The 22,530-nt window shown below is 72.4% G+C and carries 22 protein-coding genes; 17 read left to right on the plus strand and 5 right to left on the minus strand.

The annotated features are described in order from the left end of the window. Nucleotides 1-354 precede the first annotated feature (354 nt). From ACFQ6X_RS00755 to ACFQ6X_RS00795, 9 genes are all read left to right on the plus strand, one after another. A complete protein-coding gene (locus ACFQ6X_RS00755) occupies nt 355-1,791 on the plus strand; it encodes a hypothetical protein (RefSeq protein ID WP_383174582.1) in 1,437 nt (478 codons plus the stop codon). A gap of 463 nt (nt 1,792-2,254) precedes the next feature. Further along, nucleotides 2,255-3,205: an ABC transporter ATP-binding protein gene (locus ACFQ6X_RS00760; RefSeq protein WP_383173797.1), complete on the plus strand. Its 951-nt coding sequence runs from the start codon at nt 2,255-2,257 to the stop codon at nt 3,203-3,205. Continuing rightward, nucleotides 3,205-3,927: an ABC transporter permease gene (locus ACFQ6X_RS00765; protein WP_383173800.1), complete on the plus strand. Its 723-nt coding sequence runs from the start codon at nt 3,205-3,207 to the stop codon at nt 3,925-3,927. The genes ACFQ6X_RS00760 and ACFQ6X_RS00765 overlap by 1 nt, the downstream gene beginning before the upstream one ends. Nucleotides 3,928-3,938: 11 nt before the next feature. Then, nucleotides 3,939-5,105: a sensor histidine kinase gene (locus tag ACFQ6X_RS00770; RefSeq protein ID WP_383173803.1), complete on the plus strand. Its 1,167-nt coding sequence runs from the start codon at nt 3,939-3,941 to the stop codon at nt 5,103-5,105. Nucleotides 5,106-5,225: 120 nt separating this feature from the next. Next, nucleotides 5,226-6,041: a DUF899 family protein gene (locus tag ACFQ6X_RS00775; protein WP_383173806.1), complete on the plus strand. Its 816-nt coding sequence runs from the start codon at nt 5,226-5,228 to the stop codon at nt 6,039-6,041. A 336-nt stretch (nt 6,042-6,377) separates the two neighbouring features. Beyond that, nucleotides 6,378-7,892: an MFS transporter gene (locus ACFQ6X_RS00780; protein ID WP_383173809.1), complete on the plus strand. Its 1,515-nt coding sequence runs from the start codon at nt 6,378-6,380 to the stop codon at nt 7,890-7,892. Nucleotides 7,893-7,969: 77 nt separating this feature from the next. Beyond that, nucleotides 7,970-8,650, plus strand: coding sequence for a class I SAM-dependent methyltransferase (locus ACFQ6X_RS00785; protein WP_383173812.1), 681 nt, complete (start codon nt 7,970-7,972; stop codon nt 8,648-8,650). A gap of 22 nt (nt 8,651-8,672) precedes the next feature. Then, on the plus strand, nt 8,673-9,650 hold the full coding sequence (locus tag ACFQ6X_RS00790; protein WP_383173815.1) for an N-acetylmuramoyl-L-alanine amidase: 978 nt from the start codon (nt 8,673-8,675) through the stop codon (nt 9,648-9,650). A gap of 188 nt (nt 9,651-9,838) precedes the next feature. Next, complete coding sequence (locus tag ACFQ6X_RS00795; RefSeq protein ID WP_383173818.1) at nt 9,839-10,666, plus strand: hypothetical protein; 828 nt, start codon at nt 9,839-9,841, stop codon at nt 10,664-10,666. Between the two features lie 75 nt (nt 10,667-10,741). Here the strand turns inward: ACFQ6X_RS00795 and ACFQ6X_RS00800 are convergent, their stop codons facing one another. Continuing rightward, the gene (locus ACFQ6X_RS00800) at nt 10,742-11,521 is read right to left on the minus strand and encodes a maleylpyruvate isomerase family mycothiol-dependent enzyme (RefSeq protein WP_383173821.1); all 780 of its coding nucleotides are present in this window, start codon (nt 11,519-11,521) and stop codon (nt 10,742-10,744) included. Between the two features lie 41 nt (nt 11,522-11,562). Next, nucleotides 11,563-12,129, minus strand: a complete 567-nt coding sequence (locus ACFQ6X_RS00805) for a hypothetical protein (protein ID WP_383173824.1) — start codon at nt 12,127-12,129, stop codon at nt 11,563-11,565. A 140-nt stretch (nt 12,130-12,269) separates the two neighbouring features. On the opposite strand from ACFQ6X_RS00805, the gene ACFQ6X_RS00810 reads away from it, so the two are divergent. Continuing rightward, complete coding sequence (locus ACFQ6X_RS00810; RefSeq protein WP_356414213.1) at nt 12,270-12,563, plus strand: hypothetical protein; 294 nt, start codon at nt 12,270-12,272, stop codon at nt 12,561-12,563. 7 nt (nt 12,564-12,570) lie between these two features. On the opposite strand, the gene ACFQ6X_RS00815 is transcribed toward ACFQ6X_RS00810, so the two are convergent. The 3 genes from ACFQ6X_RS00815 to ACFQ6X_RS00825 are packed head-to-tail and all read right to left on the minus strand — an operon-like array spanning nt 12,571 to nt 15,738. Further along, nucleotides 12,571-13,644: a prenyltransferase gene (locus ACFQ6X_RS00815; RefSeq protein ID WP_383173827.1), complete on the minus strand. Its 1,074-nt coding sequence runs from the start codon at nt 13,642-13,644 to the stop codon at nt 12,571-12,573. Next, entirely contained in the window at nt 13,641-14,372 is a 732-nt protein-coding gene (locus ACFQ6X_RS00820; protein WP_329211574.1) for a methyltransferase domain-containing protein, read from the minus strand. Before ACFQ6X_RS00820 ends, ACFQ6X_RS00815 begins: the two co-directional genes overlap by 4 nt. A 52-nt stretch (nt 14,373-14,424) precedes the next feature. After that, nucleotides 14,425-15,738, minus strand: coding sequence for a glycosyltransferase family 4 protein (locus tag ACFQ6X_RS00825; protein WP_383173830.1), 1,314 nt, complete (start codon nt 15,736-15,738; stop codon nt 14,425-14,427). 340 nt (nt 15,739-16,078) lie between these two features. On the opposite strand from ACFQ6X_RS00825, the gene ACFQ6X_RS00830 reads away from it, so the two are divergent. The 7 genes from ACFQ6X_RS00830 (at nt 16,079) to ACFQ6X_RS00860 (ending at nt 22,474) form a co-directional block, all read left to right on the plus strand. Beyond that, the gene (locus ACFQ6X_RS00830) at nt 16,079-16,699 is read left to right on the plus strand and encodes a TetR family transcriptional regulator (RefSeq protein WP_383173833.1); all 621 of its coding nucleotides are present in this window, start codon (nt 16,079-16,081) and stop codon (nt 16,697-16,699) included. Between the two features lie 139 nt (nt 16,700-16,838). Continuing rightward, a complete protein-coding gene (locus ACFQ6X_RS00835) occupies nt 16,839-18,068 on the plus strand; it encodes a substrate-binding domain-containing protein (RefSeq protein WP_383173836.1) in 1,230 nt (409 codons plus the stop codon). A gap of 3 nt (nt 18,069-18,071) precedes the next feature. Next, on the plus strand, nt 18,072-18,863 hold the full coding sequence (locus ACFQ6X_RS00840; RefSeq protein ID WP_383173839.1) for an ABC transporter ATP-binding protein: 792 nt from the start codon (nt 18,072-18,074) through the stop codon (nt 18,861-18,863). Continuing rightward, complete coding sequence (locus tag ACFQ6X_RS00845; RefSeq protein ID WP_383173842.1) at nt 18,860-19,609, plus strand: ABC transporter ATP-binding protein; 750 nt, start codon at nt 18,860-18,862, stop codon at nt 19,607-19,609. Before ACFQ6X_RS00840 ends, ACFQ6X_RS00845 begins: the two co-directional genes overlap by 4 nt. Next, on the plus strand, nt 19,609-20,496 hold the full coding sequence (locus ACFQ6X_RS00850) for a branched-chain amino acid ABC transporter permease (protein WP_329211562.1): 888 nt from the start codon (nt 19,609-19,611) through the stop codon (nt 20,494-20,496). Before ACFQ6X_RS00845 ends, ACFQ6X_RS00850 begins: the two co-directional genes overlap by 1 nt. Next, a complete protein-coding gene (locus ACFQ6X_RS00855; RefSeq protein ID WP_383173846.1) occupies nt 20,493-21,599 on the plus strand; it encodes a branched-chain amino acid ABC transporter permease in 1,107 nt (368 codons plus the stop codon). Before ACFQ6X_RS00850 ends, ACFQ6X_RS00855 begins: the two co-directional genes overlap by 4 nt. Beyond that, a complete protein-coding gene (locus tag ACFQ6X_RS00860; protein ID WP_383173849.1) occupies nt 21,596-22,474 on the plus strand; it encodes an alpha/beta fold hydrolase in 879 nt (292 codons plus the stop codon). The genes ACFQ6X_RS00855 and ACFQ6X_RS00860 overlap by 4 nt, the downstream gene beginning before the upstream one ends. The last annotated feature ends 56 nt before the right edge of the window (nt 22,475-22,530 follow it).

The following is a 22,530-nucleotide window of genomic DNA, read 5'->3' on the forward strand; positions in this document are numbered from 1 at the left end:
ATCGAGAACAAGTCCATGGGGGCCTCGGGGGCTGCCGCGACGGTCGGACCCGTACCGGAGGAAGCCGCTGAGCCGGACGACCCGGCGGAGCCCGAGAAACCCCGCAGAACCGCCGAGCCCGGCATGGCCGGCGGAACCGACCCGGCCGGCGGGCACGGACCCGCCGCCGCCCGGTCCCACGAGACCACCGCGCCGGGTGGCACCGGTGGCCCCGCTGTTCCGGGCGTGACGCCCGGAACGCCCGAGCGGCCCACCGGGGCACACACGCCCCCTCATACAGGCGTGTCCGCCGCTGCGGCCGCGCCGCTCGGGATCGGCATCTCCCTCGGGACGTACGGGCCGCGCGGGACCGGCATGACGTCGGGGACGTACGCGCCGCCCGGGACAGGCACGACCGCCGGGACGTACGCGACCCCCGGGACGGGCGTGTCCCTGACGCCCGGTGGGACGGACAGCGCCCCCGGCATCGCGCCCACCGGGAGCACCCGGACCGCCACCGCCTCCGGCAGGACCGACGAGCCCGGCCCCGCCGGGACGCCCCGACCGCCCGGTGCCACCGACGCCATGGACGGGAGCGGCGAGCCCGCCACTCCCCCGGCCCCGCCCCGGGACGCCGCACCGGCCGCATCCGGCCACCGTGCCGCACCGGCCGCCCCGCCGACCGCTCCGCCCCGTGCGGAAACGTTCGTACGCCGCCTGCCGCCCGTCCTCACCATCGCCGCGGACCGTGCGTACGCGGCGAGGCTCACCACCGCCGCCGGAACCTCCGATCCCGCCTGGTTCCCGGAGCGCTGGACGCTCGACGGACCCGAGCCCTACGCCGTTCCCCTGCCCCTCGGCCAGCCGGAGGAGGCCGACTCGGATGTGCTGCCGCTCTCCGACGGGCGGGTGCTGATCCGGCGGCGGGTGGCGGACCGCCACACCTTCTCGCTGCTCTATCCGACCGGTCCCGGTACCGGCGAACTTCCGCTGGGCGCCATCGAATGCACGGACCTGACACTCCTGCCGCCGTCACCGGACGGCGTGAGCGCCTATGCCCTGCTCCCCGGCGAACGCAGCACCGGCGTATGGCTGGTGGCGGGCGGCGCCTTCGGTCCCGAGCATGTCGCGGATGTGCCGGGCCACTGCTCGGGCGGGACCTGGCTCGACCGTGAGGGGCGACTGCTCTCACTGGACCGGCAGTTGCCCGGCGGCGGGCCGGTGAAGGCGGTGGCCGTGGATCTGGGGCGGGGCGGCGAGGTGACACCGCTGCTGCAGATCGCGCCGGAGAGCAACGACCGGCTGCTGCTCGCCGATGCCGACAGCGGGCTGCTGCTGCTCCGTTCGGATGCGCCCGGACATGACCGCCTCGGCTGGGGCGTGCTCGGCAGCTGCCTGCCGGTGCGTTTCCCGGAGTGCCTGCGCCCGGCGGACGTGGCCGTGACGCCGTTCGCCGTACAGCCGGGCCAGGTGCTGATGCCGGAGAGCTGCGCGGTGGCACTGCGGATCGACGGAGCCGCGGGCAGCTGGGTGGGCGTCTGGCGTCCGGCGGGACGGCGGCTGCACCATCTCGGCGCACCGGAGGGCTGGTTGACCGGTGCCGGCTTCTGGAGCCGGGAGGGGGTGCTCCACCTGCCGTACGAACAGACCGGTGCGCCGTGCGCCGTGGCGTTGCTGGACGCGCCGGCCGACGACGTTCACGGAGTGGGCGCGAACGGAACGCAACCGTCCGTGGAAGCTGTGCCTCCTGCTGTGTGCAAGCCCGTTCCACTCGGCCGGGCGCCTCTCACCGGGCGCCGGGTACCTGGATAAACTCTGACCAGGGCTACGCAGCCGTTACGCGTGGGTGCCGACGGTGACCACGTCGGGTGGCGGTGGCGGGGCTTGCGACACACACGTAAGCGATTGCAACGGGGTGACTTCCCACATGTCTGAAGCCCGAACCGACACGACCCAGACGCGTCCGCCGGGGGCGGACGCCGAACGGGCCGAAGCCGGCGGCTCCGGAAAGCACCGAGGGGGTGCGTCGGCGGAGAACACGAGCGTGCAGCCGCACGGCCGTCACCGCCGTCCCTCCGAAGGGGGTGGCGGAGCGGCGGCCTGATCCGCGCCGCACGGGGCAGAGGGCCGTCACAGCCGCGAGGCTGTGGCGGCCCTCTGCCTGTCCCCCGGTACGACCCGGACCGACACCGCGGCCTTCCATGACATTTGTCATCGCGGACTCCGTACACGCGGCCCCTGCCGTCCGCACGCCATGCTCCGTAGCGTCGTGGTCATGACGCAGACGACGGGGACGACGGGCGGACCCGCGGTGATCTTCACCGCGGTGGTCAAGACGTTCGGCAGGGCGGAACGCACCGTCCGGGCCGTGGACGGCATCGATCTGGCCGTCGGGCGGGGCGAGACCGTCGCCCTGCTGGGCCGTAACGGCGCGGGCAAGTCCACGGCCATCAGCCTCCTGCTCGGGCTCGACGACCCCGACTCCGGCACGGTGCGGCTCCTCGGCCGCAGTCCCGACCGGGCGGTGCGGGCCGGACTGGTCGGCGCGATGCTCCAGGACGGGCGTCCGATCCCCCGGGTGACCGTGCGCGAACTGATCACCTTCGTCGCGTCCACCTATCCGCGTCCGATGCCCGTGGCCGAGGCGCTCGCCCTCGCAGGAGTCGCGGAGTACGCGGACCGGCGCATCGACAAGCTCTCCGGCGGCCAGACCCAGCGCGTCCGCTTCGCCGTCGCGCTGGCGGGCAATCCGGAACTGATCGTGCTGGACGAACCGACCGCCGCCCTGGACGTGGAGGCTCGCCGGGCGTTCTGGGACTCGATGCGGTCCTTCGCGGGGCGCGGCAACACCGTCCTGTTCTCCACGCACTATCTGGAGGAGGCCGACGAGAACGCCGACCGGATCGTGGTCATCGACCACGGCCGGATCGTCGCGGACGGCAGCGGCGACCTGATCAGGCGTTCCGCGGGCGGCAGCCTGGTCTCCTTCGACCTGGCCGGCCGCACGACCGCAGGGCTGGAGTCGCTGCCGGGAGTCGTGGGCGTCGAGGTGCGCGGGGACCGGGCGCTGCTGCGTACGGAGGACTCGGACGCGACGGTCGTCGAACTGGCCAGGATCGGGGCGGTACGCGGTCTCCAGGTCACCAGGGCCACGCTGCAGGACGCCTTCCTCGCCCTGACCGAGCCTGCGGACAGCGTCGCCGACCACCACAAGGAGACTGTGTGATGTTCCCGTACATCGTGCTCGAAATCCGCCGGACCCTGCGCGACAGCGTGTTCCTCGTCTTCGGGACCGGCATGCCCGTGATGATGTACCTCCTCTTCACCAACCTCGGCGGGGCCGGCGACTACGGCGACTGGAAGGCCGCGTCGATGGTCGGCATGGCCGCGTACGGGGCGCTCGGGTCGGCCATGGCGATCGGTACTGGTATCGCGTCGGACAAGTCCCTCGGCTGGTTGCAGCAGTTGCGGATCACGCCGCTGGATCCGGGCCGTGCCGTGGCGGGCCGTGCGATCAGCGGCTCGGTGACGGTACTGCCGACCATCCTGGCCGTTCTGCTGGCGGGTGCGCTGGTCAACGGGGTGCGGCTGGCGGCCTGGCAGTGGATCGCCCTGGTGCTGATGCTGTGGATCGGCGCGCTGCCGTTCACCCTGCTCGGCATCGGCAACGGCTACCGGCTCACCCCGCAGGGCACGGGTGTCGTCAATGTGGCCTGCCTGATGGGTTTCGCGATCGTGGGCGGGCTGTGGTTCCCGCTCACGGAGTTCCCCGCATGGGTGCGCTCCATCGGCGAGTTCACCCCCGCCCACGGGTTCGCGGACCTCGGCTGGGCAACGGTGGCCGGCCACGCGCCGGGCGCCGGGTCGGTCACCGTACTGGCCGCGTGGCTGCTGCTGTTCGGCGGATACGCCATGATCTCCTACCGTCGGTCCGCGAGGACCGTGTGAGGGGAGCGACGATGCCGCGCGCAGCAAAGAGGCCCCGGCGTCCCGGGCCGCCCGGTCCCTACGCCCTGGTGCCCTGGCTGCTGATGGGGCTCGGTGCGTTCTCCAACCTGTGGCAGGGCGAGTCACCGAACCCCTGGGTCGGCGGCCTCGGGCTCCTCGCCTTCAACTCCCTCTACATCTCGGTGGTGTTCCGCGGGTTCGACAACAACAGGCGGGACACGCCCACCTCGTACGTGCTGCTGGCCGCGATGGCCGCGGTCACCTTCGGTCTGGCGATCGGGTACGGGGGCAGCTGGCTGCTGTTCTTCCCGCTGCTCTCACTGGCCTGCGGAACCATCCTGCGCGGCAGGCGGCTCGTGCCGGCGCTGGCCTTCCTCGCCGCCTGCGCGGTGGCCGTCACGGTGTGGCGCGGCGACCACGTCTCGGAGCCGTGGACGATCGGCTACGGCACGTTCCTCTCGGGTGCCGTGACGGCAGCGATCCTCACCCTCTCGGAGACCGTGACGGAACTGCGGGCGACCCGGCAGGAACTGGCCCGCACCGCGGTGGAGAAGGAACGGCTGCGCTTCTCGCGCGACCTGCACGATCTGCTGGGGCACACGCTGTCGGTCATCGTCATCAAGTCGGAGGCCGCGCGCAGGCTCGCCCCCCGCGACATCGACGCGGCACTCGCCCAGGTCACCGACATCGAGTCCGTCGGCCGCCAGGCACTGACCGAGATCCGCGAAGCGGTGACGGGGTACCGCGAGGGAAGCCTCGCCACCGAGCTGGACCGGGCAAGGTCCGCGCTGACCGCCGCCGGTATCGAGCCGGTGGTACGCCGCTCGGGCCCGCCCCTCACCTCGCAGACCGAGGCGCTGCTCGGCTGGGTGGCACGGGAGGCCGTCACCAATGTCGTACGGCACAGCGGCGCGACCCGCTGCGTGTTCGTGGTCGAGTCCACGCCCGATCGGGTCCGGCTGACCGTCACGGACGACGGCCGCGGCCCTGGCGAGGTGCGGGGCACGCGGCAGGCCGGTGGCACCGGCCTGAAGGGCCTGACCGAACGGCTCGCCGCCGCGGGCGGCTCCCTGGAGTCGGGCCCCGCCGCACAGGGCGGCTTCGCCGTCGCCGCGGAGCTGCCCTTGGACACGCCGTCGACTCCTCACGGCGACCCGTGTGCCGCGCCGAGCCCGTGAGATGCCGCCGCCGGCCCCTCGGCCCCAGCGATGAGTTCCGGCCGGGTCTGGAGTCTGTTCCGGTGAGCGTCTCGGGAGGTCCTGCGGCGCTGCCCGGCACGCGACACCACGGAGGACACCATGACCACCACGCCCGGCAACGCGAGCAGCGACCTCCCCGGCAAGCCGCCGGTCGTCGACCTGGCCACCTGGCAGGCGGCCCGCGAGACACTGCTGGTCCGCGAGAAGGCGCACACCCGTGAGGGCGACGCGATCGCCGCGGCCCGGCGGCGGCTGCCGATGGTCGAGTTCGACGGCACGGTCGAGGTCACCGGTGCCGACGGGCCGGTGCCGTTCCTCGACCTGTTCCAGGGCCGCGACGAGCTGGTGGCCTATCAGCACATGTGGTACGACGGCGCGCCGCACCAGGGGCAGTGCGAGGGTTGCACCACCACGGCCTGGCACGTGAAGGACGCCGTCTACCTCGACGCCCGGGGCGTCTCGTTCGCCGTCCTGACCTCGGGCCCGTGGGAAGAGGTGGCCTCCTACGTCGAGTTCATGGGCTACACCCAGCCCTGGTACTCGGTGCGGGGCGTGGACGCTCCGGTCGGCGGAGAGATGGGGTACCTCGCCTGCTTCCTGCGCGACGGCGACCGCACGTTCCTCACCTACTCCACGACGGGCCGTGGCAACGAGCGGGTCAACGGGTCCATGGGCCTGCTCGACATGACGCCCTACGGCCGCGGCGAGGCGTGGGAGGACAGGCCCGAGGGCCGGCCCGTGAACGGCGATGTCGGCGACGGGTACCCGCCCGTGGCCGGCCAGTCCTGCTGGAGCTGGCGCTCGGACGCCGACGGGGCCGCCACCTGGGGCCCGACCAGCCGGCCGGTACCGCAGTGGACCCGCCCCGGCGCGACCCCCGAGGAGACCCTCGGCCGGAAGGGCGACCACCACTGACGTCGGCCGTCGTCCCCGACGCAAGCGAGCACTCTCAAATCTCGGCGGCGTCACTCTCCCGAGCGATCCGGTGCCCTCATAGCCGACGTGCGGAGCGAATTCGGAGTGGCTTCGGACCGCTCCACGATTCGGATGCCCAGGTGGCGCCGCCCCCGGGGGCCCGCTCCGGTGAAGCCTCCGGCTTTCTCCGTTCGCCGGAATGCTGCGGCGGAATACAGCGGAGACACGAAAGCGTTCAGGGTGCACACACTTGGCGGTCGGTGCTGCCCGCGGGCGCACCGCCGCACGCTTGTCCCCGCCCTTCCCCTGACTTTCCCCTGCCCGGAGGCCCCACGTATGCAACGGACGACAACCGAACAGCAGGCCGGGGAGCTTCCCGACCCGCGCAAGGGCCGGTCGGGCGGCGTCGTGCCCGTGCTGGCGTTCGCGGGGATCACCGTCGCGGTGATGCAGACCCTGCTCGTCCCCGTCATCAAGGACCTGCCGGCCCTGCTCGACACCGACCCGGCCAACGCGACCTGGGTGATGACGGCCACACTGCTCGCCGGGGCCGTCTCGACGCCGATCATGGGGCGGCTCGGTGATCTCTACGGCAAGCGGCGGATGCTGCTCGCCAGTCTCGCCGTGATGGTGATCGGCTCCCTGGTCTGCGCGACCACCGACGACCTCGTGGTCATGATCGTCGGCCGTGCGCTCCAGGGCTTCGCCATGGGCGCCATTCCGCTCGGCATCGGCATCATGCGGGACGTGCTGCCCCGCGAGAAGCTCGGCTCGGCGATGGCCCTGATGAGCTCCTCGATCGGGGTGGGCGGCGGGCTCGCCCTGCCCGCCGCGGCGCTGATGGCCCAGCATGCCGACTGGCACACGCTGTTCCTCGGCTCGGCCGTGCTCGGGGTGGTGGCCATGGGCCTCACCGTCCTCGTCGTGCCCGAGCCCTCGCTGCGCGCGGCCGGGCGCTTCGACCTCGTCGGTGCGCTGGGGCTCTCGCTCGGCCTGGTCTGTCTGCTGCTCCCCGTCACGAAGGGCGGCGACTGGGGCTGGACGTCGCCCGTCACGCTCGGGCTGATCGCCGCTTCGCTGGTGATCCTGGTCCTGTGGGGGATCTTCGAGCTGCGCAGCCCGGCTCCGCTGGTCGACCTGCGTACCAGCGCCCGCCGCGAGGTACTGCTCACCAATCTCGCCTCGATCATGGTCGGGGTCGCCTTCTACGCGGTCTCGCTGGTCCTGCCGCAGCTGTTGCAGCTGCCGACGTCGACCGGTTACGGGCTCGGGCAGTCGATGGTGGTCGCGGGGCTCTGCGTGGCGCCGCTGGGCGTGACGATGATGTTCGTGGCGCCGCTGTACGCCCGGCTCTCCGCCCGCCGCGGCCCCAAGGTCTCCCTGATGCTCGGCCTCCTGATCATCGCGATCGGCTACGGGGCGGGGCTCGGCCTGATGAGTGCCGCCTGGCAGACCGTGGTGATCGCGGTGGTGCTCGGGGCCGGGATCGGACTCGCGTACTCCTCGCTCCCCGCACTGATCATCGGGGCGGTCGACGCGTCCGAGACGGGCGCCGCCAATGGCCTGAACACGCTGATGCGGTCGATCGGCACCTCGCTGTCGAGTGCCGTCATCGGCATGGTGCTCGCGAACACCTCGGTGCGCATGGGATCGGTGGAGGTGCCCACCATGGAGGGCTTCCGGACCTCGTTCATGATCGCTACGGGTGCCGTGCTGATCGGTCTGCTGCTGGCCGCGTTCCTGCCGGCGCAGCGGCCCGCGCGCCCGGTCCTGCTGGCGAGCAGTGCGGGCGACGCGCTCGCCTCCGCGGCCGCCGACGACGTCCCGGCCCCGGCCTCCGTGCGCCCCTGACCTGCCAGGACCCGCGCAGCCGCACGCCCCCGCCGACAGCACCGGCGGGGGCGTGCGGCACGATGGGGCGCCGATCGATGCCGCACCACCTGGAGGAAGCCGTGACCGCCGAGTCCGCCGTCGCACCCGAGCCGGAGGTCCTCGCCGCCTTCGAGGCCGCCAAGGGCTTCATGCCGCTGCGCGAGGGGCTCGCGCTGTACGCCGCGGCGGCCGGGGCGGCCGCACTCGGGCTGCCGCTGCTCGAGGTGGGCACCTACTGCGGGCGCTCCACGATCCTGCTCGCCGACGCCGCCCGCGCGGCGGGCGTGAGCGTGCTCACGGTCGACCACCACCGGGGCAGCGAGGAGCAGCAGCCCGGCTGGGAGTACCACGACCCGACGGTCGTGGATCCGGAGATCGGCCTGATGGATACGCTCCCGTCCTTCCGCAGGACCCTGTACCGGGCGGGCCTGGAGGAGCACGTGGTGGCGCTCGTCGGGCGGTCGCCGCAGGTCGCGGCCGTCTGGGGCGGCAAGCTCGGCTTCGTGTTCATCGACGGCGGTCACACCGACGAGCACGCGAACGGTGACTACGAGGGCTGGGCCCCTCATGTCGCCGACGGCGGTCTGCTCGTGATCCACGATGTGTTCCCCGATCCGGCGGACGGCGGCCAGGCCCCGTACCGCGTCCACCAACGGGCGCTGTCCTCCGGCGCGTTCACGGAGGTCTCGGTGACGGACTCCCTGCGCGTACTGCGGCGTACGGGACCGGGGATCTGAAGGTCACGGATAGCATCGCGACGTGCGCTACGACGACAGCAGTCCCCCCACCCCGCGCGTTGCCGCCCCCCTGCGCGCCGCCGCGCCCCGCAGGCCCGTGCTCGCCGCCGTGGTGCTGGCGTCCGTCTGTCTGACCGCCGCGGGGTGCGGCGGCGACGGTGGTTCCGCCCCCGGGCAGGCACAGCCCCTGCCCGGCAGCAGCGCGGCCGCACCGTCCGGGTCCGCGTCGTCCTCCCCGCCCCCGGCGGCGTCGAAGAGTCCCTCCCCCACGTCCCCTCCGGCGTCCGGGTCCGCTTCGGTGAAGCCGCCGAAGCCCCTGCCGAAGGGCCCGCTCACGGGCAGGACCGTGGTGATCGACCCGGGGCACAACCCGCGCAACCGCGACCGTACGAGCGAGATCAACCGCCAGGTGGACATCGGTACCGGGCACAAGGAGTGCGACACCACGGGCACCGCCACCAACTCCGGTTATGCGGAAGCCCGGTTCACCCTGGACGTCTCACGCCGGCTGCGCACGCTGCTGGAGTCGCAGGGCGCGAAGGTCGTCCTCACCCAGGACGACGACCGCCCGTTCGGCCCGTGCGTCGACGAGCGGGCCCGGATCGGCAACGAGGCCCACGCCGATGCCGTCGTCTCGGTCCACGCGGACGGTTCCGCGGTCGGCAACCGGGGTTTCCATGTGATCCTCCCCGCACAGGTACGCGGCGGCGGCGCGGACACGGCAAACATCGTGGCCCCCTCGCGCGATCTCGGCGAACGGATCGCGGGAAAGTTCGTCCGCATTACCGGAAGCGCGCCCTCCAATTACATCGGCGGCAATACGGGGTTGGACACCCGCAAGGATCTGGGCGGCCTGAATCTGTCCACCGTGCCCAAAGTCTTCGTCGAATGCGGCAATATGCGTGACCCGAAGGATGCCGCTCTGCTCATGAGCGCGGACTGGCGTCAGAAGGCGGCCCTCGGCATCGCCGAGGGCATCAGCAGCTACCTCAAGCGGTAGAACTGCGGTGATAGTGGCGAGACATTGGGGGGATAGCCCGTCCGAGGTCCGGGCAGGCACACAACCCGCCCGGGCAGACGATAGATTCATCCGTACGATGGGGAGCCGCCCCCGAGCTTCGCGCCGTACCCGCCGTACAGGCGGCATCGACGACCGCCCCGACGAGACGACCGACTAAGGACCTTCACGTGAATATCCGCTCCCTCACTCGAGGCGACGGCGTGGTGATCGGAGCAGCGGTCGTGCTGTTCATCGCCTCTTTCCTCGACCTCTCCGGTTTCGACTGCCCCTCGGGCGTCGACTGCTCCGGCTACAGCGCGAACGCCTGGGACTCGCTCTCGCTCCTGATGAGCATCTACCTGGCCGGCATCATCGGCGCGGCGCTGCTGATCGTGAGCCGCTCCATGCCGGGCCGCAAGGTCGTGGGGCTCGAGCTCGGTCAGTTCGGCGCCGCCTTCACGGTGTTCGCCCTGTGGACCATGTTCTGGACGATCATCGACGCCAGCAACGCGGGCGCCGGCCTGATCCTCGGACTGCTGGCGACCATCGCGCTGGCCGGCGGCGCGGTGGCCACACCGCTGGTTCCCGCGCTCAAGGCCCCGCTCGTGGGCGCCCCGCGCCCCGCGCAGGCCGTGCAGGCGCCGTACGGCGCCCAGCCGCAGCCCGGCCAGGGCTACGGCTACCCCGGTGGCCAGCCGCAGCCGTACGGTGCGCAGCCCGGTCAGCCCCAGCCGTACGGTGCGCAGCCGGGCCAGCCCGGTCAGCCGGACCCCCAGCAGGCGCCGCAGGCTCCGCAGGGCGGTGGAGCACCGGCCGGTGACTTCACCCCGTTCTGGTTCGCGGTGCCGGTGGCCCGTCCGCTGTACGGCGAGGACGGCGCCCCGAACCCGATCGCCGAACTCGCGCCCGGTACCTGGTACCTCGCGGTCGAGCAGCGCGGTCCGGGCCTCATCGCCCAGACGCAGGACGGCCGTCGCGGTGTGCTGCAGGACACGACGGGCATCCAGCGCGGCTGAGTTGTCCCGCGGACGATCAGTGGCCCCCGCCCGGAAGGGCGGGGGCCACTGTCGTACGGGGGTCCGGTTGGCCGCTCAGCCGAACGACGAGCGGTCCAGCCAGAAGTCCAGCAGGTCCCTGTCCCCCAGTACTTCCAGTCCTCCCTCGTCCGGCTTCTGCCGCCGGTTGAACGCCAGCATCAGCTCGGTCAGCGGGCCGCGCAGGGCCACCGTCGCCTTCTCGTGGGCACGGCGCCACGTGAAGTCCTTCTCGCCGAACTCGATCAGCCACTCGGCACCCGGCACATCTGTCGCGTGCAGGTGCAAGGAGCGTCCCCCGCCCCGCAGTTCGGCCGCCTCGGGGTCTCCCTCCGCCTGGGAGAAGGCGACGATCTGCAGCCACTCGTCGATCGTGTCGGCCGCGAGGTCGGGTACCACCTCGTAGACGGTCCCCGTCGCCAGGGCCGCGTCCGCGCGGTGGACGACGGTCTCGTGCGCCATGCGGCGGGCCCAGAAGGCGCTCCGCCGTTCCCACGCCCAGGTCCAGACGGCCGTGTCCGGACCGGCCTCGCGCAGGGCGGCCACGGTCTCGGCGGCTCCTTCGGCCAGCCAGGCGTCGAGCGCGCCGGGGTCGTCGCCTCCGGGCCCCTCGGCGTCAGGCACCTCTTCGTCGGGGATCCCCGCGGCGGCCCGGGTGCGGACGATCTCGCCGGCCCAGCGGTGGGCGCCCCCGACGTGGACGACGAGATCGCGCAGACTCCAGTCCGGGCACGTCGGGACTCTCGCGCTCAGGTCGGCGCCCTTGACCGCCGCTCTCAACGCGTCCGTCTGGAACAGGATCTCGTCGCAGTAGCGGTCGTGCGCAAGAGAACTCATCATCGCACCCTAGTACGGCGCGCAGGGTCTCTCAGCTGGATTCATCCGCCCAGTTGGGAGCTGGACGGCACCTTGTCCGTCACTTCGGCGCCCGCGCTCTTCCCGGCGTCCTTGATGCTGTTGATGACGCTCTCGAACGCGCCGACGTCCCCGGCACCCGCCTCGCCCTTGGCGAGCTTGGTGGCCATCCCCTTGAGCGATTCGATTCCCGCGGTCAGCGGTGCCACGGCCTTCGCCAGGAGCGGGTCGCCCTTGGCGTTGTCCGCCGCCGCCCTGAGCCTGTTGTACGCGAACGCGCCCGCGAGGCTCGCCTTGACCACCGCGAACGTGCGCCCCTCGGCGCCCTTCTTGAACTTGCCCGCGCGGTACGGCTTCACGATCCACTGGTACGCGGCTCCGGCCGCCAGTCCCGCGTTGGCCACGAACCGGGCCTTGGCGAACTTCTGGGCCTCGGCCGAGGTCGTGGGGCTCGCCGTCGTGCTGCTGCTCGCCGTCGCGCTGCTGCTCGTGCCGGTGTCACCGTCGCCGCAGGCGGTGCCGCCCACGAGCACGGCGCAGGACAGCAGCAACGCCACGAGCAGCCGGCGGAGCGGGACGGAACGGGGCACGGCGGGCCTCCCTGACCGGGCGTCTCACGGTGAGTGACGCGGCTCGGCACTCGCCGCCAGGCTCGCCCGCGCGGGGGCGGCCCGCCACTCGGCACAGGCCGTACGGGTTTCACTCACCGGAAAGCGGCAACCCGGAGAGCATGTCTCCCAGAACAGGCACAGGAAGCAGTACCGCCGCACGACTCATCGCCGTCGTCGCGGACATCATGGCGTTCATCATCATTCTGTGGATCCTGATGTACCTGCTCGACGCCAACCGGGCCAATGACCTGGTGGAGTTCGTCCAGGACTCGGCCCGCTGGCTGGCCGGGTGGTCGTACGACCTGTTCACCTTCGACGAAGCGTGGGCGCGGGTCGTCACGGGCTACGGTCTGGCCGCAGTCGTCTACCTCTTCATCGGGCATGCCGTGGCCGGCCGGATCCGCCGCTTCTAGCGGTCCCTCAGCCGCAGCAGTCGGGTTCCAGGCCCGTCGGCAGCCGTTCGCCGCTGAAGACCGCGGTGGTCGCCTCGTCCCCACCGAGGGCGGCCACCGCCAGCAGCAGTGAACCCACGGTCCAGGTGGTGAGCTCCTCGGGCCAGAAGGCCCTCTCGCCCTCGAAGACGTATCCCGTCCAGTACATGCCGCCCTCGGCGCGCAGGTGCTGGACGGACTGCAGGATCTCCAGCGCCCGGTCCGACTCCCCGGTCACCCAGAGCGCCAGGGCCAGTTCGCAGCTCTCGCCGCCCGTCACCCAGGGGTTGGGCAGCACGCAGCGCACTCCGAGGCCGGGCACGACGAATCGGTCCCAGCCCTCCTCGATCCGCTTGGTCGCGGCGGGCCCGGTGAGCGCGCCGCCGAGGACCGGGTAGTACCAGTCCATCGAGTAGCGGTCCTTGTCCAGGAAACGCTCGGGGTGGCTGCGGATCGCGTGGCCCAGCGCTCCGGCCGCCAGCTCCCAGTCGGGCTGCGGCTCCTCGCGCTGTTCGGCGAGGGCGAGCGCACAGCGCAGCGCCTGGTAGATGGAGGAGGAGCCGGTCAGCAGCGCATCGGTGACGGGGGTGCCGTCGGGCTCGCGCTTCCAGCCGATCTGGCCGCCGGGCTGCTGCAGTCGCAGCACGAACTCGACGGCGGCGTAGACCGTCGGCCACATCCGGTCGGCGAAGGCGTCGTCGCCGGTGGCGAGGTAGTGGTGCCAGACGCCGACGGCCACGTACGCGCAGAAGTTGGTCTCGCGGCCGAGGTCGGTGGGCTGCTCGGGGTCGCCGTCGTGGTAGGCGGCGTACCAGGAGCCGTCCTCGTTCTGGTGACGGGCCAGCCAGGCGTAGGCGCGTGCCGCGGCCTCGTGCTCACCGGCCGCGTCGAGGGCCATGGCGGCCTCGGTGTGGTCCCACGGGTCGAGGTGGTGGCCGCGGAACCAGGGCAGGGCCCCGTCCTCGCGCTGTACGGCGCGCAGCGCGGCCACGGATTCGGCGGCCTGCTCGGCGGTGAGGACTCCGGGCAGGACGAGGTGCTCGGTCCGCTCGGGTGTGCTCACGCCTCGGCCTTCGGGAGGTGCGGCTTGGTCGCGTACGCCACGAAACTCTTGCCGACCACCGGGTTGAGCAGTTGCTCGGCGACCCGGGTGGCCATCGGCTTCTTCATGATGTCCCAGACCAGCAGCTTGTGGTAGGCGCGCACCGGCAGCGCCTTGTCGTTGTCGACCCCGAAGGCGCACTTGAGCCACCAGTAGGGGCTGTGCAGCGCGTGCGCGTGGTGGGTGCCGTAGGGCTTGAGCCCGGCCTCGCGGATCCTGCCGAGGAGTTCGTCGGCCTTGTAGATCCGGATGTGCCCGCCCTCGACCTCGTGGTACGCGTCGGAGAGCGTCCAGCAGATCTTCTCGGGGCCGTAGCGGGGCACGGTGATCGCGATCCGGCCGCCGGGCTTCAGTACGCGGACCATCTCGGCGAGCACGCCCTTGTCGTCGGGGATGTGCTCCATCACCTCGGAGATGATCACGACGTCGAAGGAGTCGTCGGGGAACGGCAGGTTGAGCGCGTCGCCCTCCATCGCGGTGGCCGTGGCGCCCTCGGGGGCCTCCCCGGCCTCCTTCATCGCGGCGAACCACTTCGCGACCTCGCGGATCTCCTCGCCGTTCTGGTCGAGAGCCACCACCTGGGCGCCGCGCCGGTAGCACTCGAAGGCGTGACGGCCGGCGCCGCAGCCCAGATCGAGCACCCGGTCGCCTGCGGCGAGCGGGAAGCGGGTGAAGTCGACGGTCAGCACGGGGGCCTGCCTTCGAGGTCGGAGGTACGGGGTCCGGGGGCCACGGCGGAGGTCACCTGCGGGCTCCCCTGGCGGCGATCGCCTGACGGTACAGCTCGGCGGTGCCGAGGGCCGCCCTGGCCCAGGTGAAGTTGGCGAGTACCCGCGCACGGCCTGCCGCGCCCAGGCGGGCGCGCAGCTCCGGGTCGCCGAGCAGCCGGCCGAGTGCGGCGGCCAGGGCACCCGCGTCGCCGGGGGGCACGGCGAGGCAGGTCTCCCCGTCGGGGCCCGCGACCTCGGGGATGGCGCCGCCGGTCGTGGCGACGAGCGGGGTGCCGGTGGCCATGGCCTCGGCGGCGGGGAGGGAGAAGCCCTCGTACAGCGACGGGACGCAGGAGATCTGGGCGCTGCGGACGAGGCCGACCAGTTCGGCGTCGCTGATGCCCTTGACGAACTCGACGGCGTCCTGGAGTCCGTAGCGCTCGATGGCCTGGGCGACGGGTCCGTCCTCGGCCCGCTTCCCGACGACGACGAGGTGGGCCTGCGGGTTCTCGGTGCGGAGCTTGGCGAGCGCCTCGACGAGGTGGACGAGGCCCTTGAGCGGGACGTCGGCGCTGGAGGTGGTGACGATCCGGCCGGGCACCTCGGCGACCGAGGGGTCGGGCGACCACAGGTCGGTGTCGGCGCCGATGTGCACGACCCGGACGCGCTCCGGGCGTACCCCGAGGTGCTCGACGATCTCCTGCTGGGAGGAGCCGGAGACGGTGAGGACGGACGGCAGCCGGCGGGCGACGCGCTTCTGCATGCGGGTGAAGGCGTACCAGCGGCGCACGGAGAGCCGGCGGAGGCCGGATTCCGCTGCGTCCAGGTCGAGTTGGCGGTCGACGGTGATGGGGTGGTGGATCGTCGTGACGAGGGGGGCGCCGAGGTCGCCGAGCAGGCCGTAGCCGAGCGTCTGGTTGTCGTGCACGACGTCGAAGTCGCCGCGGCGGGCCAGGAGATGGCGCCGGGCCCGCAGGCTGAAGGTGAGGGGCTCGGGGAAGCCGCCGGTCCACATGGTGGCGACCTCGGCGAGGTCGATCCAGTCGCGGTACTCGCCGCGCCCCGGGGTGCGGAACGGGTCGGGCTGCCGGTACAGGTCGAGGCTGGGCAGCTCGGTGAGCGGAACGCCTTCATCGAGTACGGGATAGGGCTGGGCGCCGATCACTTCGACGCTGTGGCCGAGCCGGGCCAGTTCGCGTCCGAGGTGGCGCACGTACACACCCTGGCCGCCGCAGAAGGGGTTGCCCTTGTAGGTCAGAAGGGCAATGCGCAACGGACGGTCACTGTCGGTGCCCGACGCGCCGCTGCCCGTGAAGGGGCCTGACTCTATGGCCTCAGCGGTCACACTCGGCCCCCTTCTCACTGCGTTTTCGCCGGAGCGTAACCGGTCGCGTTAATCTAGAACAAGTTTCAGACTCGTTCGTTCAACAAGCACCGAATCTACCGGCAGGTAGCGTCGGCGTGACGGCCGGATCAGGTGATTCGCGCCACGGCGGGCGCCCTGGCATGCTGTGCGCCCCCGGAGGCCGGTGCCCGCCCAAGAAGGGAACCGGTTCCCTTCTCCGCGGACCGCCCGGCTTCGCAGGTCAGCGGCGCGGGCAGCGGCGCCGGTCCACGCCGCGGACCGGCGGTGCGAACCAGCGGTGCCGCCCTCCGGTGCGGACGGAAGCCTTGGATGGGGACAGATGACAGCGGAACCCGGACCGGCAGCGCCTCCCCTGACGGAACGCCAGGAGGCACGCCGCCGCCGCATCCTGCAGGCGGGCGCGCAGCTCGCCGGCCGGGGCGGTTTCGAGGCCGTGCAGATGCGCGAGGTGGCGGACGCCGCCGGGGTCGCCCTGGGGACGCTCTACCGCTACTTCCCCTCCAAGATCCATCTGCTGGTCGCCGTCATGCAGGACCGGCTCCAGCATCTGCACCTCACGCTCCGTAAGCGGCCGCCAGCCGGGGACGACGCCGCCGAGCGGGTCGCCGAGACCCTGATGCGGGCCTTCCGGGCGCTCCAGCGCGAACCGAATCTGGCGGACGCGATGGTGCGGGCCCTGACCTTCGCCGACCGCAGTGCGAGCACGGAGGTGGATGCCGTCTCGCGTCTGACGACGGCGATCGTCGTGGATGCGATGGGTCTTCGGAACCCCACCCAGGAGCAGCTGGCCGTGGTCCGCGTCATCGAGCACACCTGGCACTCGGCGCTGATCACCTGGCTGTCGGGACGCGCGTCGATCGCGCAGGTGAGGGGGGACATCGAGACGGTGTGCCGGCTGGTCGGCCCGCCCGCTGCGGAACCCGGCACCGCCGGGCGCTGAACGACGCGGCCCGGCGTTCCATGTACGGCACCCACACGGTGCCCCCGCCAGGTGAGGTGCCCTGCACCATATCGACGGCGCCACGGTGTTCATACGGTTCGGCCGACATCACCCGAACCATGCCGAGGAGCCGGTCCCCATGCGTCGCAGAGCCGTAGGCACCGTCCAGCACAGAACCCTGACCGCGGCCACGCTGGCGGCCGCCGGACTGCTCCTGGTGGGGTGCACCACCGCGGGGCAGGCGGGCAGCGATTCCGCCGCCGGCAAGGACGAGGCCGTCAAGGTGGGCCTGGTCTACTCCCGTACCGGACTGCTCGCCGCGTACGGGAAGCAGTACCGCGACGGGTTCATGGCGGGCCTCGACCACGCCACCGGGGGCACCGGCAAGGTCGACGGTCACACCATCGAGGTCACCGAGCAGGACGACGCGGGCGACCCCGGCAAGGCCGTCTCGGCCGCGAAGAACCTGATCGGCAAGGGCTACAAGGTGCTGGCGGGCACCACCGACTCCGGCGTCGCCCTCCAGATGGCCCCGCTGGCCGCCCAGAACAAGGTGCTGTACGTGAACGGCCCGGCCGCCACGGATGCCGTGACCGGGATCAACGAGTACACCTTCCGCTCGGGCCGGCAGTCCTACCAGGACATCCTCACCGCGGGCTCGATGCTGGGCGATGCCGCGGGCAGGAAGGTCACCGTCCTGGCCCAGGACTCCACCTTCGGCCAGGCCAATGTCGCCGCGGTCAAGGCGGTGCTCGGCGCGAAGGGCGCGACGGTCGGCTCCGTCCTGGCCCCGCCCAGTGCCACGGATCTGACCCCGTTCGCCCGACAGGTCAAGGCGGGCGGCCCCGATCTGGTCTTCGTCGCCTGGGCCGGGGCGACCGCCCCCGCCCTGTGGACGGCCCTCGACCAGCAGGGGGTGCTGACGGCGAGCAAGGTCGTCACCGGACTCGCGGGGACGGCCTCGTACCCGGTGTTCGGAGCCGCCGGGGCCAAGGTCTCCTTCCTCGCGCACTACTTCCCCGGCGCGGGCGGCGGGAACGCCGTGGAGAAGGCCATGCTCGACGGGGTCACGAAGGCGGGCGGCACTCCCGACCTGTTCACCCCGGACGGTTTCACCGCGGCCCAGATGATCGTGCAGGCCGTCAAGGAGGGCAGTGCGACCGACACCGCCGCCATGGTGAAGGCCCTGGAGGGCTGGACGTTCGACGGTGTGAAGGGCCAGGAGCAGATCCGCGCCGAGGACCATGCGCTGATTCAGCCGATGTTCGTGGCCAGGCTGAACGGGAAGGGCGCCGCCGCCGAACCCGAGCTGCTGAGCACGCAGCCCAAGGACGCGGTCGCACCGCCCGCGAAGCCCTCGGCGGGCTGACCGGTGACGGCACCCGGCGCCATCACCGCGCACGACGAGGGAGCGCGTACGACTGCTCCCGTGCTTCGACTGGACGGGCTCGGCTGGAGCGTCGGCGGGGCGACCATCCTCCAGGACATCACGCTGAGCGTCCACGAGGGTGAGTTCCTTGCCTTCATCGGCCCCAACGGAGCGGGAAAGACCTCCCTGTTCAACCTGATCAGCGGGCTGAACCCGCCGACCGGGGGCACTCTTTCGCTGGACGGCGCGGACATCACGGGACTGCCCGTGCACACCCGCGCCCGGCGCGGGATCGGCAGGACGTTCCAGACCTCCAGCCTCTGGCCGCAGATGACGGTGGCCGAGCACATCAGGCTGGCCGCACAGGCCCGCCACGGCGGCTCGTACCGGCTGTGGCGGCGCGCTTCCCCGTACACCGCCGAGGTGACCGGCGTACTGGAGCGCACCGGTCTCGGCCACCGCGCCCGGGCGACGGCCGCGGAGCTGTCCCACGGCGAGAAGCGCAAGCTGGAACTGGCGGTGCTGCTGGTGGGTGAGCCCCGGCTGATGCTGCTCGACGAGCCGATGGCCGGGGTGAGCGCGGAGGAGGTCCCCGCGCTCACCGAGTTGATCCGCACCCTGCACCGGGACGAGGGCCGCACCGTCCTCATGGTCGAGCACCACATGGACGTCCTGCTGGGCCTCGCCGACCGGCTCGCCGTGATGCACCACGGCCGGCTGCTGGCGCTGGACACCCCGCAGGCCGTGACCGCCGACCCGGTCGTCCAGCAGGCGTACCTCGGGGAGGGGCTGTGACGTCCGACCCGAAGGTGCTGCTCGTCGTGCGGGACCTGCGGGTCCTCATCGGCGGCCGGCACATCCTGCACGGCGTGGACCTGGACGTGGCCCGCCACGGGGTGACCGCGCTGCTCGGCCGCAACGGCGCCGGGAAGACCACGACCGTGCGCGGCATCCTCGGTCTCGTCCCGCGCGCCGGGAGCGTGCGGCTCGACGGCGAGGAGACCGTGGCGCTGCCCACCCACACCCTGGTCCGGCGGGGCATCGGATACGCCCCCGAGGACCGCGGGATCTTCGCCGGACTGACCGTGGCGGAGAACCTGCGGCTGGCCGAGCGCCGCGGCGCGGGCGAGCCCGCCTACTCCCTGGTGCACGAGCTCTTCCCCGAACTGAAGCTCCGGCAAGGGCAGTTGGCGGGCACACTGTCCGGCGGCCAGCAGCAGATGGTGGCCATCGGCCGGACCCTGCTCAACGGCAACCGGCTGATCATCGCCGACGAGCCCACCAAGGGCCTGGCACCGAAGGTGGTCACCGAGGTGGCCGGGGTGCTGGAGCGGGCGGCACAGGCCGTGCCCGTCCTGCTCGTGGAGCAGAACCTCGCCGTCGTACGGCGCCTGGCCGAACACTGCGTGGTGCTCGCCGACGGCCGGACGGCCCACCGGGGCACGGCGGACGGGCTGCTCGGCGACGCGGAGGCGACCCGCCGGCTGCTCGGCGTCGGACAGGGCCCGCTCACCCCACACCCCGCGGAGGCGGATTCCTGATGTCCACCATCGTGCTGCTCACCATGACCGGTCTCGGTCTGGGTGCGCTCTACTTCCTCATCGCGTCCGGACTCTCGCTGATCTTCGGCCTGATGGACGTGCTCAACTTCGCCCACGGCGCGCTCCTTTCCATCGGCGCGTACGGCACCTGGTGGGCGGCCTCCGGGAATCTTCCGGGTGCGGGCGCCGACGGGCCGGGCTTCGTCCTCGCGGTGCTGTTCGGTACGGCGGTGGGCACGCTCGCCGCCGTGCTGCTCGAACTGGCCGTCGTACGCCCCCTCTACACCCGCCCGCGCGAGCAGGTGCTCGCCACGGTCGGCGTGGGACTCGCCGTCCCCGCCCTCCTGTCGGGCATCTGGGGTTCGGACGCCCGGACCTTCCCCGGACCGCAGGCACTGTCCGGCACCTTCGGGCTGCTGGGCGCCGAGGTCCCGGTCAACCGGCTGGTCCTGATCGCGGCGGCGGTGCTCGTCCTGGTGGCGCTGCGCCTCTTCCTCGGCCGGACCCGGCACGGCCTGGTCGTACGGGCCGGGGTGGAGGACCGGGCGATGGTGACCGCGCTCGGCATCGACGTCCGCAGGGCGTTCACGCTCGTCTTCGCGATCGGCGGCTGTGCCGCCGCGCTCGGCGGGGCGCTCGGCGGGCTGTACTTCGGCTCGGTCGACCCCCGTCAGGGCACCTCGCTGCTGATCTTCGCGTTCGTCGTGGTGGTCACCGGAGGCATGGGGTCGGTGACCGGTGCCGCAGTGGCCGCCGTGGTCATCGGTCTGGTCCAGCAGTTCGCCAACTACTACACCGCAGCGGGCCTCGGCGACCTGGCCGTCGTCGTCCTGCTCGCCGCGCTGCTGCTCGTCCGGCCGCGCGGACTGACCGGGAGGCTCGCGTGAGTACCGCCACCCAGACACCCGACCGTACGGACGGCGGACCGGCGCTCGCCGCGCCCCCGGCGTCCGGGAGGGCCGCCCGGCTGCTGCGCCGGTGGCCGGTCGCCGTGCTGGTCGTCCTGATCGTCGCGCCGTTCAGCGCGCTTCCCCTCCCCGGCCTGCTGGACGGACCGGTCGGCAGCCCCGGGAGTCTCCAACTCCTCGCCACCTGCCTGCTGTTCGGGGCACTGGCCACGGGCTACGACCTGCTGCTCGGCCGTACGGGCCTGCTCTCCTTCGGGCACGCGCTGTACTTCGCCGCGGGCAGCTACGCCACCAACATGTTCCTGCTGGAGGCGGGCCTGCCGTTCGCCGTCGCCGCGGTACTGGGGCTGTGCTTCGGCATCGCGCTCGCCCTCGTGCTGGGGTCTGTGAGCCTGCGGGTCACGGGCATCGGCTTCTCGATGGTGACGCTCGCCTTCGCCCAGGCCGGCTCGATCCTGGTCTCCCGGAACCCCGGTGGCCTCACCGGCGGCGAGGAGGGCCGGGCGGCCCCGGCGGAGCTGCTGCCGTCCTCACTGGTCGGCATCGACAACACCGCGAACCTCTACTGGATCGCCCTCGCCTACCTCGTCCTCACCCTCGGCGTCGTCCACTGGGCGGTCCGCTCCCCCACCGGGCGGGTCTGGGAAGGCATCAAGGAGAACGAACGCCGGGTGGAGGTCCTGGGCCTGAAGCCGTACGGGTTCAAGCTGACGGCCTTCGTGCTGGCGGGGGCCCTGGCGGCGGTCGGCGGCCTCGTCCACCTCCTGCTCACCGGCGGCTCCACCCCGCAGACGACCACCTCCGACTTCACGCTCTCGCTGCTGGTGATGGTGGTCCTGGGCGGATCGGGCACCCGCTGGGGGCCGATGGTCGGCGGCATCCTGTACACCTGGGCGGACCACCGGCTCGGCGACCTCGCCGGATCGGGAGCGGTCGCCGAACTGCCCGCCGTGCTGCGGGTTCCGCTCTCCCAGCCGCTGTTCCTGCTCGGGGTGCTGTTCGTGGCCGTGGTACACCTGCTGCCCGGCGGCCTGGCCCGCCTGCCGTCCCGTCTGCGCCGACCCCGTGAGGAGAACCCGTGACACCGTACGAGGAGATACGTGTCCCCGTGACCGGAGGCGAACTGGCAGCGCTGCGCTGGCCCGCCCGGGACCCCGGCGCGCCGGTGGTCGTGGCCCTGCACGGCATCACCGCCAACGCGCTCTCCTGGGGCGCGGTGGCGGGGGTGCTCGCGGGCCGCGCGACCCTGGTCGCCCCCGATCTGCGCGGCCGCGGCGCGAGTGCCGCGCTGCCCGGCCCGTACGGCATCGCCGCGCACGCGGACGACGCCGCCGCGCTGGCCGAGGCACTCGGCCCGGGCCGGGTGGTGCTGGTCGGCCACTCGATGGGCGCGTTCGTGGCGGCGCTGGCCGCCGTACGGCACCCGGGCCGCTTCGGTCCGCTGGTGCTCGTGGACGGCGGATTCGGCTTCCCCGCCCCCACGCACCTGTCCGCGGACGAACTGCTGACGGCCGTGATCGGCCCGGCCATGGACCGTCTGTCGATGACGTTCACCGACCGCGCCGCGTACCGGGCGTTCTGGCAGGCCCACCCCGCGTTCCAGGGAGATGCCTGGTCGCCGGAGGTGGACGCGTACATCCAGCGCGACCTGACGGGCGAGGAGCCCGCGCTGCGCTCCGGCTGCCTGTTGGAGGCGGTCCGCACGGACGGCATGGGCCTGTTCGAGGACGAGGTGCTGTCGGCGGTACGCACACTCCAGGAGCCCGCCACGCTGTTGTGGGCGGAGCGCGGTCTGATGAACGAGGAGCAGGGCCTGTACGACGAGACGCGACTGGCAGCGGCGGGCCTGTCCGGTACAGGGGTACGGGCGGTACGGATCGACGGCGTCAACCACTACACGGTGCTGACGGGCGAGCCGGGAGCCACCCGGATCGCCGAGACTCTGCTGTCGGCCTGAGGACCGGACGGACCGGATACGTACGGCGGTTGAGAGCAGGACCCGCACTCCGGGCG

This window comes from Streptomyces sp. NPDC056452, from assembly GCF_042796085.1.
Classification (GTDB): Bacteria; Actinomycetota; Actinomycetes; order Streptomycetales; family Streptomycetaceae; genus Streptomyces.